14 protein-coding genes and 5 pseudogenes are annotated in these 15370 nt (G+C 68.6%); 9 read left to right on the top strand and 10 right to left on the bottom strand.

What is annotated here, in order from left to right; all coding sequences use genetic code 11:
- The 4 genes and pseudogenes from HNR57_RS26935 to HNR57_RS26925 form a co-directional block, all read left to right on the top strand.
- A partial coding sequence (locus HNR57_RS26935) for a transposase (RefSeq protein ID WP_184563691.1) occupies window positions 1-128 on the top strand: 128 nt, incomplete at its 5' end.
- A gap of 25 nt (window positions 129-153) precedes the next feature.
- Window positions 154-306, top strand: a pseudogene (locus tag HNR57_RS39800) (two-component sensor histidine kinase); the annotation flags it as partial.
- Window positions 303-980: a response regulator transcription factor gene (locus HNR57_RS26930; protein WP_221343020.1), complete on the top strand. Its 678-nt coding sequence runs from the start codon at window positions 303-305 to the stop codon at window positions 978-980. The pseudogene HNR57_RS39800 and the gene HNR57_RS26930, both read left to right, overlap by 4 nt.
- A gap of 713 nt (window positions 981-1693) precedes the next feature.
- The gene (locus HNR57_RS26925) at window positions 1694-2101 is read left to right on the top strand and encodes a hypothetical protein (protein WP_184563689.1); all 408 of its coding nucleotides are present in this window, start codon (window positions 1694-1696) and stop codon (window positions 2099-2101) included.
- Window positions 2102-2126: 25 nt separating this feature from the next.
- Here the strand turns inward: HNR57_RS26925 and HNR57_RS26920 are convergent, their stop codons facing one another.
- Window positions 2127-3926: a helix-turn-helix domain-containing protein gene (locus HNR57_RS26920; protein ID WP_376772292.1), complete on the bottom strand. Its 1800-nt coding sequence runs from the start codon at window positions 3924-3926 to the stop codon at window positions 2127-2129.
- Window positions 3927-4120: 194 nt separating this feature from the next.
- Between HNR57_RS26920 and HNR57_RS26915 the strand changes: the two genes are divergently transcribed.
- Window positions 4121-4264, top strand: a complete 144-nt coding sequence (locus HNR57_RS26915) for an ATP-dependent DNA ligase (RefSeq protein ID WP_313674863.1) — start codon at window positions 4121-4123, stop codon at window positions 4262-4264.
- A gap of 246 nt (window positions 4265-4510) precedes the next feature.
- On the opposite strand, the gene HNR57_RS26910 is transcribed toward HNR57_RS26915, so the two are convergent.
- The 5 genes and pseudogenes from HNR57_RS26910 to HNR57_RS26890 all read right to left on the bottom strand — a co-directional run bounded on the left by HNR57_RS26910 (window position 4511) and on the right by HNR57_RS26890 (window position 7543).
- Window positions 4511-4651 carry a hypothetical protein gene (locus HNR57_RS26910; protein WP_184563687.1) on the bottom strand — a complete coding sequence of 47 codons (141 nt, stop codon included), beginning with the start codon at window positions 4649-4651 and terminating at the stop codon, window positions 4511-4513.
- A gap of 271 nt (window positions 4652-4922) precedes the next feature.
- A pseudogene (locus HNR57_RS26905) lies at window positions 4923-5590 on the bottom strand (IS6 family transposase).
- 16 nt (window positions 5591-5606) lie between these two features.
- A complete protein-coding gene (locus HNR57_RS26900) occupies window positions 5607-5987 on the bottom strand; it encodes a hypothetical protein (protein ID WP_184563685.1) in 381 nt (126 codons plus the stop codon).
- Complete coding sequence (locus HNR57_RS26895; protein ID WP_184563683.1) at window positions 5984-6571, bottom strand: TetR/AcrR family transcriptional regulator; 588 nt, start codon at window positions 6569-6571, stop codon at window positions 5984-5986. Before HNR57_RS26895 ends, HNR57_RS26900 begins: the two co-directional genes overlap by 4 nt.
- 154 nt (window positions 6572-6725) lie before the next feature.
- Window positions 6726-7543, bottom strand: a protein-coding gene (locus HNR57_RS26890) for an IS5 family transposase (protein ID WP_184563768.1) whose coding sequence is annotated in 2 segments (ribosomal slippage) — window positions 6726-7193 and window positions 7196-7543 — 816 coding nt in all. Because the reading frame shifts where the segments join, the coding sequence is not laid out codon by codon here.
- On the opposite strand from HNR57_RS26890, the pseudogene HNR57_RS39790 reads away from it, so the two are divergent.
- Together HNR57_RS39790 and HNR57_RS26885 are read left to right on the top strand one after the other, a co-directional pair.
- Window positions 7529-7849: pseudogene (locus HNR57_RS39790) on the top strand (NF041680 family putative transposase); the annotation flags it as partial. The gene HNR57_RS26890 and the pseudogene HNR57_RS39790 overlap by 15 nt on opposite strands.
- Before the next feature lie 582 nt (window positions 7850-8431).
- Window positions 8432-9268 (top strand): hypothetical protein, encoded by an 837-nt coding sequence (locus tag HNR57_RS26885; RefSeq protein ID WP_184563681.1) that lies wholly within the window; start codon window positions 8432-8434, stop codon window positions 9266-9268.
- A gap of 285 nt (window positions 9269-9553) precedes the next feature.
- On the opposite strand, the gene HNR57_RS26880 is transcribed toward HNR57_RS26885, so the two are convergent.
- Complete coding sequence (locus HNR57_RS26880) at window positions 9554-11575, bottom strand: cell wall-binding repeat-containing protein (RefSeq protein ID WP_184563679.1); 2022 nt, start codon at window positions 11573-11575, stop codon at window positions 9554-9556.
- Window positions 11576-11722: 147 nt separating this feature from the next.
- On the opposite strand from HNR57_RS26880, the pseudogene HNR57_RS26875 reads away from it, so the two are divergent.
- Window positions 11723-12293 (top strand): annotated as a pseudogene (locus HNR57_RS26875) (transposase); the annotation flags it as partial.
- A 64-nt stretch (window positions 12294-12357) separates the two neighbouring features.
- Window positions 12358-12798 carry a DUF6086 family protein gene (locus tag HNR57_RS26870; protein ID WP_184563677.1) on the top strand — a complete coding sequence of 147 codons (441 nt, stop codon included), beginning with the start codon at window positions 12358-12360 and terminating at the stop codon, window positions 12796-12798.
- 103 nt (window positions 12799-12901) lie between these two features.
- On the opposite strand, the gene HNR57_RS26865 is transcribed toward HNR57_RS26870, so the two are convergent.
- The 3 genes and pseudogenes from HNR57_RS26865 to HNR57_RS26860 form a co-directional block, all read right to left on the bottom strand.
- Window positions 12902-13900, bottom strand: coding sequence for a YdcF family protein (locus tag HNR57_RS26865; RefSeq protein ID WP_184563675.1), 999 nt, complete (start codon window positions 13898-13900; stop codon window positions 12902-12904).
- Between the two features lie 263 nt (window positions 13901-14163).
- A pseudogene (locus HNR57_RS39785) lies at window positions 14164-14357 on the bottom strand (glycoside hydrolase domain-containing protein); the annotation flags it as partial.
- A 107-nt stretch (window positions 14358-14464) separates the two neighbouring features.
- The gene (locus tag HNR57_RS26860; RefSeq protein ID WP_184563673.1) at window positions 14465-15076 is read right to left on the bottom strand and encodes a hypothetical protein; all 612 of its coding nucleotides are present in this window, start codon (window positions 15074-15076) and stop codon (window positions 14465-14467) included.
- Window positions 15077-15370: the final 294 nt, after the last annotated feature.

Below are 15370 nucleotides of genomic sequence, written 5' to 3'. Positions count from 1 at the left end.
ACCGAAACGTCGTAGAACGGTGCTTCAACCGCCTGAAGCAGTGGCGTGGCATCGCCACCCGGTACGACAAGACCGCCCAGTCCTACGAAGCAGCCGTCACCCTCGCGTCACTCCTGCTGTGGGCGTGACATTTGACGACAGAACCTAGGCCTCTCCATCGTCGCGGCCATCACCCAGGCCCACCACGGCACCCTGGACCTGCGCGCCCGCCCCGACGGCGGCCTGCGCGTCACCATCACCCTCCCCCGTACGGACGGCAGGGCGACGGCGGAAGCCCCCGACACAGAGACGGGCGTGGCGCGTTGAGAGTCCTGGTGGTCGAGGACGCCCGCCCCCTCGCCGAAGTCATCGCCGAGGGACTGCGCGACCAGGGCATGGCCGTAGACATGGCCCACGACGGGCTCGACGCCGCGGCCAAGCTGGACGTCAACGCGTACGACGTCGTCGTGCTCGACCGCGACCTGCCAGGCATCCACGGCGACACCCTCTGCCAGATGATCATCGAGCGGGACGACCGCGTGATGGTCCTGATGCTGACCGCCGCCGACTCACCCGGCGACCGCGTCAGCGGCCTCACCCTGGGCGCCGACGACTACCTCGCCAAGCCCTTCCACTTTCCCGAACTCGTCCTGCGTATCCGCGCACTGGCCCGCCGCCGCCCCGCCGCCCGGTCCCGCACCCTGAGCACGGCGGGCATCGAACTCGACCCGATGCGCCGCACCGCCAGCCGCGACGGCCACCAACTCGACCTCTCCGTCAAGGAATTCGCGGTACTCGAAGCCCTCCTGAACGCGAGCCCCGCCTTCCTCAGCACGGAGAACCTCCTCGAACAGGTCTGGGACGAACACGCCGACCCGTTCACCAACACCGTCACGGTGACCATCAGCCGCCTGCGCCGCAAACTCGGCGACCCTCCGGTCATCGCCACCACACCCGGCGTGGGGTATCGGATCATCGACCCAGCCGTCCCACCCGACTGAGCAGCCGCCAGGGGAGGCCGGCGGCCCGCGAGCGGAGGCCGCCCTCAGTGCACCGGACTCCAGTCATCTGCGCAGCCGGCTTCGGAGACTGACAGGTGTGGCACGCCATGTGGCTGGCACGCATCGACAACAAAATCGCCGAGCTCCAGCGGCGTGAAGCCGGACGGGAACACGGCCGGCGTGTCCGGCCCGCCAGGCCGGAATGGATCCCCTCGCCGGCCGCCCAGCCTGCCCCACCCACCCACTTTCCGTGTTCTTCCTGCTGTGGGGCTGGTCTGGGGGCATAGAGGGGATGTCGGGCCTCCGACCACGGCCTAACCGGCGTGGTGACGTGCACGGACACGGGGACGCTCCTGCGGGGCGCGCAACAGTAGGCGCAACCCCTGGCGCAACATCCAGCGCACCGATGGGCGCAACCTCGTGCTCAAGGTCGACCGAGGCGCCCGGTCACGCGGCCTGGACGGCTCCCCGGGCGCGGGCCAGCTGCCGCAACTCCGAACGCGCCGCTGGCACCGAGGGGGCGGGGGACCGACGGTTATGGACCGTCGGACCGCGACGTCCCACCGGCAGTCCCCGGCACTTGGGCACCGTGCACAGCTGACGGACGAATGTGGTCAGCGTGCACTGTGGTACCGCGAGTGCGGCTGCTTCTAACGTCCTACCTGATGGTCCGGCCGCCGGCCGGAAGGTTCTGCCAGAGAGGCCGTTCACTCATGTTCGCGTCCATCGGTCACAGACGGGCCGCCACCCTGGCGGGCTCGTTCCTCGCGCTCGCCGCCACCTCCGTACTGGTGGCATCTCCCGCCAGTGCAGGCGACTATGACGTCTTTGACGCAAAGTCGTGTTGTAGCAACGGATCGCTCGTCACGTTCACGGCGTACGGCGAGCACCTCTACGTCATGGACGGGTCCCGGGACGACCACGGTGCGGTCGGGCAGTGGCGTTACACCGTCAGCGGCGCCACGATCCACTCGTACTACAACGGCCGTGGCTACAGCTACCAGGACGACAATGACCTGGACCTGGGAGAGAACCTGTCGATCCAGATCCGGGGCTGTCTCCAGGACGGCTCCGGCGGCACCCCTTGGAATTGCGGCTCCTGGGTGAACGCCCACACGTGAGCCTCCCCGGGCGGCCACGGAGCGGTCACGGGCTCCGCCAGAACGCGTCTGCCCGGAGGGCGGTGTGCGGGCGGCCGCCGGTCACGCTCAGGGCGTGAACCAGGTCGTGGATGCCCGATCCGGTGGTCAGCAGATCGCGGTTGAGCAGGCTTTCGGCGGCACGCAGATGAGCCCGGACGGTATTCCGGCTCAATCCCACGCGTGCCGCCGTCCGCCGGGCGTCGGTGTCGGCGTCAATCCATGCGCTCACGGTGATGTGGAGGGTGGAGGGCCGGGCAGCGTGAAGGGGGCGCAGAAAGGACTCCGCCCAGTCGACGGCGGGTCCCGTGCGCAGCAAGTCTTCCAGGTGCGGCGGCACGAGGTGCGGCAAGCCCGTGGCAACGGACTGGGGTCCTGTGAGGGACAGGGCCAAGTCGACGGTGGCGCGGGCGCGGACATCACTGAGGTCCACTCCCAGGGCGTCCTCCGCCCTGCGGCAGTGGGCCGCGACCGTGGTGCGGCTGATGTGCAGCAGTCGGGCCACGGCGGATCGCGGGAATGTGACGGCGAGGCGCGTGACGTCCACGGTGGTCTTCGGCAGGTCGTGCAGCGGAGCCAGGAAGGCGGTCGCCCAGGCCAGGGCCTCCTGGCGGGGCAGGAGGTGTGCCAGCGAAGGCCGGCCGCGGTAGGCGGCCATCCGCCGGGGGGAGTTGCGGGCGACGGCCAGGGCGTGCAGAGCCTCACCGTATGCCGTGGCTGTCAAGGTGAGCGGGTGGGCTCTGCTGATGCCCAGTGCATACCCGGAGTTGTCCCCTATGAGCCGGCGCAGCACCTCGGCCTGCTCCGGGCGGCCATCGGGCTCCGCATCCTCGGCGATCGGGCAGATCAGGTGGTCCTTGAAGGCCGGGCAGTGCACCATCAGGCCCGACCCGTGGTAGCCCGAAGAGTCCAGATGAGCTCTGACCAGCCGGTCCCGGTCAGCGTCCGGGCAGCTCAGCAGGTACACCCGCACCCGCTCCGCATCCAGCAGCGGCGGCACGTCGCCGGTGGTCATCCGTCTGGCCAGGGTGATATCCCCGGTCATCAGCGCGGTCAGCACGGCGAAGCGCAACTGCCGGGCCTTGTCCTCGTAATCGCGCAGGCTGCTGTCGGCCGCCGACGCCCGCCCTTGCAGCTCGAGGAGAGTGCCGACGTAGGACGCCAGCGCCGCTGATTCCCGCGACAGCGCCGAGGCGCCGACCGTGACCAGCACCGGGCGTTGTGCGCGTAGGCCGAACGCCTCGATGTGCACTGCGCGCGTACCCACGCGGAGCGTGGCCGCGGCCAACCGCCCGTCCGCCAGACGCTCCAGTTGCTCTCTCAGTGCGCCCAGGATCTCCGCAGGGAACCGGGCCGTTGCGGCCTGCACCGCCAACCCGCGCCCCACCCACGCGGCATCCACGTCGATCCGGTGCTCGAGCCAGGCCAATACCTCGCGCGGGGGCGACGGTCGCCTTATCAACCGCAGCAGTTCGCCGAGGCTCTCCGAGTTCTTCTGCATGGTGAACAGAAAAGCAGGAAGTGAGGCGAAAGTTGCACGACTTCGCGTGGCGCCCTGGGGATGAGTGGGCCGTACGCCTGCCGCGCACGGAAGGTGCCCCGGGTCTCCTGCGCAAGGAGTGCCGTCGGCTGCCTGTCCTGGCCCCGCGCGTCCGCGCGTCTTCCGCACGACGTCGCCATGGTGATGGAGGGGTCGGTCTTCAAAAGGCTGGACGAGGCCTACCGCCTCGGTCAGGGGCTGGCAGAAATACAAGGTCCGCGAGACGAGCGAGGCGATCGTCGGCGCGATCACCGACTCTTTGGCCATTCCCCGCACGCTGCTGCTCGGCAGGTACGACACCGAAGGGCGCTTTCTGTACGTCGGCCGCACCACCTCCCTCGCCCAGGCGGCAGGTACGGCGGTCGCCGCTCTGCTCGCTGCGGGGGCGGCGCGGTCATCCATGGACAGGCTGGTCGTTCTCTGCCGAGTGGGGCAGCCGGGAGAAGCTGAACGTCACGCTGGTGGAACCCGAGCTGGTGGTGGAAGTCGGCGTCGACGTCGCCCGCGACGCCTCCGGCCGGTGGCAGCACCCCGCACGCTGGCACCGTGCCCGCCCCGGCCTCTCCCCCGCCGACGTCCCCCGCCTGACGTCACCGCCGCACTGACGGCGGCTGGGCGCGGCGGCCCCGCCGACGCGCAACCGGCTGAGCGCACCCCGATCCCCGGCTGCGTCCGCGCCGCCCATCCCGCCCTCCCTCATCCTCAACTCCAGCCAGGGCATGGACGAAGGGGGTCGCAACGGGGATGTCAGCGGCCCTACCACGCCGTACGCCCATGGTGACCAGGGCGGACTCCAGGGCGCTGCGGGGGCCGGCGCACACCTACCGCAACACTCAGCGCAACACGGCGCCTTATGCGGTGAAGCGGCTGCTGGGCGGACTGGTCACCGTGTCGTCCTGCGACCGGGTGCCCAGGGTCTGGGGCTGGTCGCCGGTCGCGCACACGACCAGGTCCAGGGCGAGCCGCAGTTCGGCGATCTCGTCGTCCTCCATACATGAGAGACGCGTAACGCGACTATGACGGCCACGGCGGCTTCGCTCACAACTGCTTCGAGGCCTACGCCCCGGCGTCTGCACCGTCTGCGACGAACCGCCCGAAGCACACTCGTGGGTGTTCGACTCCATCCACGGTGAGCGCCGCCCCGCAGGCTGATCCGAGCTCGACGAACGCTCCGGTCCTGACACCGGGTGTTGTCACGTTGTTGGGTGCGTAGGGTCTGAGGGTGTGTCGACGCATGGTCCAGCCGGGCTGCGGGCCTGTTGCTCAGGCCGATGCGGGTCGGCCGGTTGCCTGGTCCCAGATCGCGAAGCGGATGGCCATCTCGGCTCGATAGCCGGGAGCGGTCATCAGATGGCGGCGGGGGCGGAAGTGGGGTGAGATGCCGCTGAACGCGGGCAGGAACCGCTGGGCTGCCCCGACACTGCGGAAGCCTTTCATCGCGCGTTCACGCTGCCTGGTCGGCTGGTGGCTGTTCTCGACCCGGTTGTTCAGATACTTCGACTGCCGGTGCTCCGCCGTGAACAGGATCTCGCGGTGGGCCGCACCGTAGGAGCGGAGCCTGTCGGTGACGATCACCCGCGGCACAGCACCCATGTTCTTCAGCAGGCGGCGGAAGAAGCGTTTGGCCGCGGCGGTGTCCCGCCGGTTCTGTACGAGGATGTCGAGCACCGTGCCGTCCTGGTCGACGGCCCGCCACAGGTACTTCTGCTCACTGTTGATCTTGATGAAGACCTCGTCCAGGTGCCACTTATCGCCTGCTCGGGCTGGCGGCGCCGCAACTCGCGGGCGTAGGCCTGGCCGAACTTCGCACACCACCGCCAGACCGTTTCGTAGGAGACGACGACACCGCGCTCCATCATCAGCTCCTCGACCTCGCGGAAGCTGAGCGGGCCGCAGGCCTGTGCGCAGACCACAGGGCACCTCTGCTGTATCGCTCCGGGGCTGTCGCTACGCGGCGCCCGCCACTGTCAGGACCGCGACCGGCAGGAGCAGAATCCACTGCGGCAGCCGGAGCAGTGGATTCGGCCAGACGACCGACAGTGTGACGACCAGGAAGGCGACTGTGTACGCGACGAAGTGCGCAGCCACGAACCACGCCATCAGGCCGGTCGCTGACGTATCGTCCGCCAGCGCGAGGTAGACCAAGGCGGCTGCGGAGAGCACCAGGTCAACGCTCACCATGTGCCACACGGCATGAAGGACGCGCTTGGGTTCGTCAGCGAGTCCGCAGGACAGCAGCGGGCGGACCACATCCCGGTGCCCGCCGACGATGTGCGCTGCGGCCACACCGAACGCGGTGATGCCCGCTGCGAGAAGCCAGCCATTCATCGGATCTCGATTCCTTTGGCTATGACAGCAGCCAGCCGGTCGGCCAGCTGACGGTCGGGATGTTCCCCGACAAGACCGACGTGGAAGAACACGGCTCCGGCCAGCGTGTCCAGGACCAGATCCACGGGCGTGGCGGGCGCGAGCTCTCCGCGCGTCACGGCACGCTCGAAGACGATCAGCAGCCGCTCCTTCGACGGGGCCAGGAAGTCGCTGCGGATGCGCGCCTTCAGCACCGGATCGGCGGCGAAGTCGGCGAGCAGCCCCGGGAGCGCCGCTGCGGCGGCAGGTGCGTGGAACTCCTCGACCAGGCCCCGTAGCAGTGCGGTCAGGTCCCCGGCCAGCGTTCCGGTGTCTGGGACCGGAGCATGGTCGGTGGTCGTGAACACGGCCTCGAAGACCAACTCCGGCTTGCCCCGCCACCGCCGGTAGACCGTGTCCTTGCCGACACCGGCACGGGCGGCCACCGCCCCGATCGATGTCGCGGCGTAGCCGACCTCGATCACCAGCTCTGTGACCGCGCTGACGATCGCCTCGTGCGAGCGGGGATCCCTGGGACGTCCCCTGGGGGAGGGAAAGGAGCTCATACCGATTTACTATACGGGTCGACCCGTTTGATAAACAACCCGGTTGGCGTGCCGAGGGACATCACCGCTGCAGAGCATGCACACGCGCCATGACACGAGCCGCGGCAGTGGCGCCAACCACAACGCACTCACTCAAGACCGCTTAGACCGTGTCCTACATGGTCAGTTTGAGGAACCGCTTGTAGCAGCAGAGAGCGGATGCCAGTCCGAGAAAGGCCAGGTAGTTGCCTGGCTTCCGCTCGTAGCGGTGGTTGAGACGGCGGTAGCCGGTCAGCCAGGACATGGTGCGTTCGATGACCCACCTGCGACGGCCGAGCCGCTCGCTGGAGTCGATGCCCTTGCGGGCGATACGGACGCCGATGCGTTTGCCCCACAGCCATCGCCGCAGGTGAGGGATGTCGTACGCCTTGTCTGCATGAAGGCGCACGGGTTTGGAGTCGGCCGCGTGGGATTCGTGTCCCATGTGGAAATGGGACAGCATCGGCTTCAGAGCGAGACTGTCGTGGGTGCTGGCCGCGGAGAGCCCGACCCGTAAGGGCAGTCCGTTCGCGTCGGACAGGACATGCATCTTGGAACCTGGCTTACCTCGGTCCACGGGGCTCGGACCTGCAAGTTCGCCCCCCATTTTTTAGCCCTCACGTGGGCGGCATCGAGGACCGCACAGGACAGGTCGACCAGGTCCTGCTCGTCCAGGAGTTGGAGAACCTTCTGATGCAGTCGGCCCCAGACTCCGGCACGAGACCAGATGGCGAAGCGGCGGTGCACGGTCGACTTCGACGCTCCGAAGCACGGTGGCAACGCCCGCCAGGCGCAGCCGCTGACCAGGACGTAGATGATCGCGGCAAACACGGCCTCATCATCGATGTTCGCGACCCCGCCGCCCTGCGGACGAACTCTCGCCGCCGGCAGCAACGGCCTTGCCAACTCCCACAAGCCGTCCGGAACGATCCATCCCCACCGTCCACTCCCCACCGGTGGACTTGGCTGATCATCGCCGCCTACACCCAGCTCCGGCTCGCCCGCCCACTGTTCCGGGACCTGCGGCACCCGTGGGAGAAGCCAGCAGCACCGAACCGGCTCACCCCCGCCCGGGTCCGCCGGACCTTTCGGAACCTCCACCAGCACATGGCCTGCCCCGCCAGAGCACCGAAACCCCACCGGGCCGGCCCCGGACGGCCACCCGGCACGAAGAACAGACACCGGGCACCCCGCTACGACGTGGGCAAAACCGTCCGCCGCGAGAAGACCCTCATCGCCCTAGAACGGTGGAAAGGTTAAAGAACAAGCTAAGGCGATGGCTTCATGGGCGGGCGCGGGGCCGTTGTTGCGGTGACGAGGTGTGGGGGGCGGGTTGGTCGTTGTCGTCAGTGGACCGCGCGACCACGCCTGCCCTCTCGATAGAAAACGGCCCCTCGTCTGAGGGGCCTTTCGTCGTCACTGTTACCGGGGGTTCGGTGCGACGGCCTGAGCCACGTCTGCGGCGAGATCCGGGTTTCTCCCGGCGCCACTTTGCGTAGTCGGCCTCCCAGTCGACCCGGGTGCGCTGGAGCGCTTGGTGAACGCGCTCGGCCGGCACTCCGAAGATGGCCTCGTGTGCCGGGTTCCCGTACTCGTACGGCCCGTAGACCGGGGGCCTGCTCACGCCGTTGACCATCGAACCGCGCTGGCCCCTGCGGAGGGTGGTGGCCTGCAGCGAGCGCTACCCGAAGCTGCTGCTGGGGCAGGAAACCACCCCCGACGGAGATGGTGTTCGCCGGGGGTGGTTTCCTGCTCGTCCCGGGCCGCGTACGTCGGCACGTCGATCAGCGCGCCGGTGAGGCCGTTTCACATGTTCATCGGGAGGATCTGTGCGTTCGGCGCATGTGGCTGTTGGGGGCCACCGCCATGGCCCGGCCCTGGCACGAACCCTTCGTGTGGGGTGCCGTCGCCGTAGGGTGTGCGGTATTGCGGGTTGTGGCGCTGTGGGCGCTGCGCCACGAGCCCAAGGACGACGGATTCACGGACGAGTTCTGGGTCAAGCTTCGCACCGGTGCCCTCTGGCTCCTCGTCGCGTTCTCCTCCGCCGTGTTCGCCGTCGCTCTCCTTACCTCGTCCAACGCGGGCGACAAGCTCGACGCCCTGCGAGATGCGGGCGCGGAGGTGAGCACCGCGGCGGTCGTGGAACGACAGTCCACACGACAGGAGTTGAGCGACGGTGTCGTGAAGGGATACGCGTCCCGGCTCGTGGTCTCCGTGCCCGGCGGTGCCGAACGGCTCACCGTGCGCGGTGCTTTCACGTACGACAAGCCCGGCAAAGGAACCGAGGTCGACGTCCTGTGGGCCCGGTCGGACCCCGGTCTCGGCGGTTACGTCAATGAGAGCAAGGACCTGCCCACGCTCGCCGAGAACCGCTGGAAGGCTTTCCAGGACGACGAGTTGGGCGTGGGCTCGTTGATCGCCTTCATCGTCGTCACGCTCATCGGCGCGATCCTGACCCCGGTGTTCGCCCTCGTGCCCGACGCCGACGACCTCCAGGAGGCAGCCTGGTCGGCGCCGTTGCAGACCGTGCGCACGGCGCTGACCGTGCTGGTGTTCTGGGGCTGGAGTCCCCTGATGCTGGGGAGCCAGCCGAGCCTTCCGCAGATGCTCGTCGCCGTCGGCAGCTGCTGCCTCGTCCTGCTGGGGTACGTCGCCACCTCGCTCCGCAGCTTCGGCTGACGTACCACGACGCCCCTTTCGGATCAGGCGAGCCCACCTGTACGACCCCGAAGACCTGAGTCTCACGTGCCGCCGACTACTTGCCTCACGTGCCAGAAGCGCAGTAACCCATGTGAGCTGCAAAGAAGACTTGACAACACATAATGTGGGTGGCGACGGAAACGTTCTGACGAGCGAGTACGCGGCGGAGCCGACCGAACGCCAGGCCGGTCCCCGCGGCATCGTCCGAGCGGCCGCGACGAAGGCCCGACCGGCTGACCGGTCGGGCCCTGACGTCCGCGAGGGCTACTTCGTGGCCGTCACCCGCAGTGGCGCGAGATCCGGGCTCGGCGCTGACCCAGTGCCGCCGGACAGCGGCTGCGCGGCCGTGGTCTGCGGCGCCACGCCCTTGTAGTACGGCGTGTAGACGTAGTGGGTGCCCACGCCGATCGCCGCACCGATCTTGGGGATGACGGAGGCGTCGACCGATCCCGAGCCGCCGAAGACGGCCACGTGGTACATGCTCGACGACATCCGCATCAGGTACCGCTTCGAGTCGTACGACAGTGAGGTGACGTCGGTCCACAGCAGCGGGCCGTAGGTGGTCATCGCCGAGGACGCGGAGACACCGCCCCGCCAGCTCCCCACGGAGGCCACGGCGGCGTTCGACGGCAGCGACCACCACAGGTCGGCGAGCCGCATGGCGTTCGACTGCGGCGTAGAGCCGGCTACCCGGTAGTAGCTGTATGAGCCGGGCCAGTTCGGCATCTTCCCGGCCTTGTACGCCTTGGTCAGCGCCGACTCGGCGTCGGCCCCCACCGTAATGATCTTCGTCGTGCCGGGACGGTACTTGTTGAGGTACCCGTAGACCGACGCAGTCATGGTCGAACCGTCGGTCAGCAGGACGGTCGCGGTACCGGCGGAGCCCATGGAACCGGCGGCAGAACTCGCCGCGAGGGCGTTGTGGTAGTCGGTGCCGGTGGCGAGGAAGACGTACTTCGGCGCGCTGGTGATGGCCTTGGCCACGGCGACCGAGGTCGAGTAGCGCGAGACGTCGGACAGCCGCTTGGCCACGTACCCGAGCGAGGTCACCTTGGACGCCACCGCGCTGCTGAGGATCTTGGTGCCGCCGACCAGGTACACCGTCCTGCCCTTGGGCAGCATGCGCTTGAGCTCCGTCTGCACCGAGGAGTCCAGGCCCGTCCCGGAGGTCATCAGCACCGGCCCCCGCTTCTTGCCGGCCAGCGAGGTCGCGGTGGTGGCGTAGGCCGCGTCGGACTTGCTGATGAGCACGGCCGCGTTCGCGTTCGGCAGGCCGGTTGCGCCGACGCCGACCGTGTTCCAGGTCCACTTGGACGACGCGATGTTGGTGTCGTAGGTGTCGGAGCCGTAGACCCGGGAGATCGCGTTGTCCCTGAGCGGCTGCCAGGCCACGTCGGTGCCGGTGCCCTGGGGCACCTGCGTCTGCGTGCCCGTGCCGAGGTCGTGGATCCACACCTGGGGTCCGCTGGGGACGTCGGGATCGCCGGAGACGAAGACGTCGTACGCGATCCGGTCGCCCTGCGGCGACCAGGCGGGCCGGTTGTGGTCCACGGCGTCCGTGGTGAGCTGGGTGAGCCCGGTGCCGTCGGTGTTGACCTTGAAGAGCTGCCTGTGCCCGTCGACCGACCGTGTGAAGGCCACCGACCGGCCGTCCGGGGAGATGCTCGGGTCCTTCGCGTCGTCGGCCAGCTTGGTGAACGCCCCGGAGCGGCCGTTGTAGACCCAGACGGCCGGGGCGCCCGCGGTCCCGCAGCTCGTGCCCGTGCGTACGAAGGCCAGCATGCCGTTCACCGCGCCACTGGGCTCGGAGTCGCAGCCGTCGACATCGGTGCCGAACAGGGCCTTCGGTGTGCGTGTGCCGTCGGCCGCGGTCAGCCGCAGCCGGCCGCCGGCCGTGAAGACGATGTCGCCGCCGCCGTACCAGAAGGTCGGATCGGCAGGATGCCAGCCACTGCCCGCTGGCATGGCGATGTCGGCGCCGGTGGTCTCGGAGTCGGCCCATGCCGTGCGGATGTGGTCGTCGTAGTGGTTCACGAAGGCGACCTGGCTGCCGTCGGCGGACCAGGCGCCCTGGTCTCCCGTCGGGTGGAACTGGGACCACGATGACCCGTCGGGACGGACGAATGCCATCTGACCGCCGACGTCCGTGTAGAGCAGCTTCCCGTCGGTGGCCGGCCAGTTTCCGGGAACGGCGGCGGCCGGCCCGGGAAGTCCGGCGATGAGGCCCGCCGCGAAAGCGACGGCAGTGGTGAGCGCCGCGGATCTGCGGCGCGTACGCAGGTTCAATGTGCCCCCACAGTGAATGGATGGCTGCCGATCCCTCCCCCAAGGCGAATGGACGGCATCACGTTCGTCCGCACGACAGCGGCGAAACAGTACCCGCAGGTCACGACCACTGTGAAGACAGGGGCTCCCGGCTTTACGGGCCGATGACCAAGCGGCCGGAAAGGTGGGGGCCGCCGACGGGCGGGCGACCGCGAGGCCCTGGCGGCGATCATCTTCGTGGCCACTTCGGGTTGCACGTGGCGGCAACTCCCTCCGGTGTTCGGACCGGCCTGGCCCACGGTCTACCGGCGCTTCGCCCAGTGGAGCCGGGCCCGGGTATGGGCGAAGCTCCACCGCGTCATCCTTGATGGACTCGGTGCCCTGGGTGAGCTGGAACAGTCAGGACCTCGAACCGCTCGTGCGCGGCATCCCTCCCATCCGTTCCCGCCGCGGCCCACGTCGCCGGCGGCCGGCGAAGCTGCACGCCGACAAGGGCTACGACTACGACCACCTGCGCCGATGGCTCCGCGAGCGCGGTATCGCCCACCGCATCGCACGCAAGGGAACCGAGTCCTCGAAGCGGTTGGGCCGTCACCGCTGGGTCATCGAGCGAACGGTGTCATGGCTGGCAGGCTGCCGACGCCTGCACCGCCGCTACGAACGCAAGCCCGAGCACTTCCTCGCCTTCGTCGGCATCGCCGCAGCCCTCATCTGCGACCGCCGTCTGGCCAGGACGTAACTCCGGCCACGGTGATGATCCGACTGGATACGCTGGCCTGCCGTGATCGACTGAAGGGGCCACAATGAGTCAGTACTTCGACATAGGCGACGAGACCCTGTGGAACCCGTCCAATGGGACCTCCCGCATGTTCCGGCGGCAAGTAGCGGTCTTCGAGGCGGAACTAGAACTCTCGTCGGGTATTGGCCCCATGGAGAACGACGAGTGCCAGATCGACTTGGTCACCTTCGAAACCTTCGTCAAAGCCCTGCTGGCGCACCATCGAAGAACGAGCCACGCCATAGTGCTGGCCCTCTCCGACGGCTTCACCACCACTGTGCTAGCCCTTGCAGAGCGCGCCGGAATCGAGGTGGACTGGGCACAGCTCGGCGCCGCCCCGGACGGCCCGCTCAAAGACGCGCAGGTCTCTGCCGTCACAGGGATGTCCGCCCGGGCGGAAGGCGGATCTTGGGCGGCAGGACTGCGCGAGAAGGCACGCGAGCTGAGTCGCTGCATGCCCCGCTGACCGGAGCGACCCCGCACGGCGAGCCGAGTGCTTCTCCTCCACCCGAGCAGCTCACCATAAGAAACGTCGTCCTAGAACCTCTACGAGGTCTGCGGCCGACGCTTCAGTGCTCAAAGACCGCCGTCGCCACCGGCACTGCCAGCAGCAGGCTGAGTCCGACCAGGGGGAGGCGGTCCAGCCACAGGATGGCGGCAAATTCGCGCAGTGTCGCGGCCAGCCAGTAGGCGGGGGAGGTCGGCGCGCCCACGACGTGCACGGGCACGCCGGCGCGGCGGGCCAGCAGGGTCGTGCGGTAGACGTGGAAGCCGCTGGTGACCACCGTGGCACGGTGGCCGGGAGTGGTGCCATCGACGAGGGCCGCGCTGAAGCGGAGGTTCTGCCCGGTGTTGACGGAGCGGTCTTCCCGCACGATCCGGTCGGCGGGCACTCCGCGTCCGCGCAGATAGTCGGCCATCGCGTCCGCCTCGGATCGGACCTCGTCGTCGCCCTGGCCGCCCGAGACGACGAAGACCACACCAGGCGTGTCCGGTGCGCGGGCGGAGTCGATCGCGAGGGCGCGCTCCAGCCTGCGGGTCAGCAGCGGGCCGGGCCGGTCGCCGTTGAGCCCGGCGCCCAGGACGACGACATGGGTGGTTTCCGGCAGGGGGGTTCTACGGCCCCGGACGATTACGTAGCCGGCGAAGACGAGGAAGAGCAGAGTGAGGTAGCCCGCGGCCGCGTTCACCGCGAGCACGAGGGCACCGAACGCCTCGCCGCCGACCACGTGGAAGACCGCGTCGAGGCCGAGCACCGCCAGCACCGCGCAGCCGGCCGCCCCGGTCGCCAGCAGGGCTGCCTGCGGTCCGTAACGCCGGACCAGGAGGACACTGTCGGCCAGCAGCAGCAGGCCCAGCGCGAGCGCCAGGAGCAGGGCGGCGACGGCGAGGACGGTGGCGATGGTCGGGTGGGCTGCCGCACTGCGACCGGCCACGCCGAGTCCGGCAGAGGTCACCGCGAGGCAGAACAGGACGGCGGTGGAGAACCGGTGCGGTGCCAGCAGGGCGTTGATGACGCCGCCCGCGGCGAACACGACCGCGGCGAGGTACTCCGGGTACTCCGGCATGTGCCGCACCGCTCCGCTCTCCCGCCCGCTGCCCGTACCCGCCCGCCTCTCGCCGCCCGCAGGTCCCCGGGCCCGGCACGGACGGCTGCCGGCCATCTTCCCAGACCTGCTGTGGTGCGCCGAACGCGGGCGGACGACGGTGCGTTCGGCGGGACCGGCATGTCGTGCCAGTGTTGCTGTCCGGCAGCCGCGCAGGGCACACAGATGGAAGGTGTGCCCTATAACCCGGTGCAGATTCAGCAGGATCGTGGCTGATCCGGCCTCTATCCGGTGATGACCACCGGGGCGTCCCAAGCATTGCGGTCGACGGTGTGGTGGGGCTGCCGCGGGTCTCCTTGCTGTTGACCATGTACTGATGGGCGCGGCTGTGGTCGGTGTAGAGCTTGGGGTCCCCGGGTCAGTCAGCGGTGGTGGTGTTCTTGTTGTTCCACTGCGCGTACCAGAGGTTGCCCGGGACTTCTCCACTCTCATAGCCTTTGCGCAAGCTCCTTCGGCTACGCTCGCATTTAGTTTGGCGGTCTTCTGTGCCACGGTCCGTCCCACGGGCAGATCGCGGTGGCGAAGTCATTGCGGGTCACTGCTCGGGTTGTGTAGGTCCAAGACATTGCCGAACTGGGTGAACAGTGAGTTCTCTCTACGCAGAGCGGAAACTCGCGCCCGTTCGCCGGGCAACAGAGCGAGGAGCATCAAGGGCCCTGCCACGTCTCGTCTGGAGATCGCCGGTGTCCCGGGGGCAGCCTGTGAGAAGCGCTCGATCTCGATGACGTCTGCGTCATCGCTCACCAGAAGCTCCCACGTGTGCACAATTTCTCCTTCGTCACCGTCTGAGCCACGCCCGGTGTAAACAAGAGACTCGGATTCGGCCACGACGGACATAGAAGCCCCGGCGAGCGTGTCCTCGACCATGGCCGATGTGCCCAACTCCGTGCCGACGATGCCCCCACTGAGATGATCCGGGCGCTCCCAGACACCGTTCGTACGCTGCAGGGAGTAGTACAGCTCTTCGGCGATGAGACCGTCGTCCCTGCGGTGCAAGAGCAGGACGAACCCAAGGTCGCCGCTGACCCACACATCAGCGACGCTGACAGTGTGGGCGGGGATGGCCAAGGGGTGGGCCGCCGCGCGGTCGGCTGGTGGGTGCCCCAGCTGGAGGGCGTTCTCAGCGATGTCGGCCATTGGCTTTCTCATGCTCCTCATGCTTCTTGATTTCTCGGAGTTCCTCGAAGCCGGCCCTGCATTCATGGCGAACTCTGAGTGTGGCCGCCGGGAGGGCACACCACACCTCTCATCGGTTCAGTGGGGGGCGGCCGACGCCCGTAGGAGTCGGCCCCCCCACGCCGGATTACTTCGCCATGTAGGAGTAGGACATGTCAGCCGCATATCAGTTGAAGCCGGAGACGGCGACCGCCCCATCGATTCGAGGCCGGCGGCCGGATTGATCGAGCTCCACATCCTCGATTGACCCACCCG

This window comes from Streptomyces paradoxus, from assembly GCF_014202475.1.
Lineage (GTDB): Bacteria > Actinomycetota > Actinomycetes > Streptomycetales > Streptomycetaceae > Streptomyces > Streptomyces paradoxus.
Note: the sequence above shows the minus strand (reverse complement) of the source record. Positions and strands in the feature narration are given on the sequence as shown.

Coding starts and splice junctions, on each gene's coding strand:
- HNR57_RS26925 (WP_184563689.1), top strand. CDS start 1,694: ATGTTCGCGTCCATCGGTCACAGACGGGCCGCCACCCTGGCGGGCTCG.
- HNR57_RS26920 (WP_376772292.1), bottom strand. CDS start 3,926: ATGGCCAAAGAGTCGGTGATCGCGCCGACGATCGCCTCGCTCGTCTCG.
- HNR57_RS26910 (WP_184563687.1), bottom strand. CDS start 4,651: ATGGAGGACGACGAGATCGCCGAACTGCGGCTCGCCCTGGACCTGGTC.
- HNR57_RS26900 (WP_184563685.1), bottom strand. CDS start 5,987: ATGAATGGCTGGCTTCTCGCAGCGGGCATCACCGCGTTCGGTGTGGCC.
- HNR57_RS26895 (WP_184563683.1), bottom strand. CDS start 6,571: ATGAGCTCCTTTCCCTCCCCCAGGGGACGTCCCAGGGATCCCCGCTCG.
- HNR57_RS26885 (WP_184563681.1), top strand. CDS start 8,432: ATGTGGCTGTTGGGGGCCACCGCCATGGCCCGGCCCTGGCACGAACCC.
- HNR57_RS26870 (WP_184563677.1), top strand. CDS start 12,358: ATGAGTCAGTACTTCGACATAGGCGACGAGACCCTGTGGAACCCGTCC.
- HNR57_RS26865 (WP_184563675.1), bottom strand. CDS start 13,900: ATGCCGGAGTACCCGGAGTACCTCGCCGCGGTCGTGTTCGCCGCGGGC.
- HNR57_RS26860 (WP_184563673.1), bottom strand. CDS start 15,076: ATGGCCGACATCGCTGAGAACGCCCTCCAGCTGGGGCACCCACCAGCC.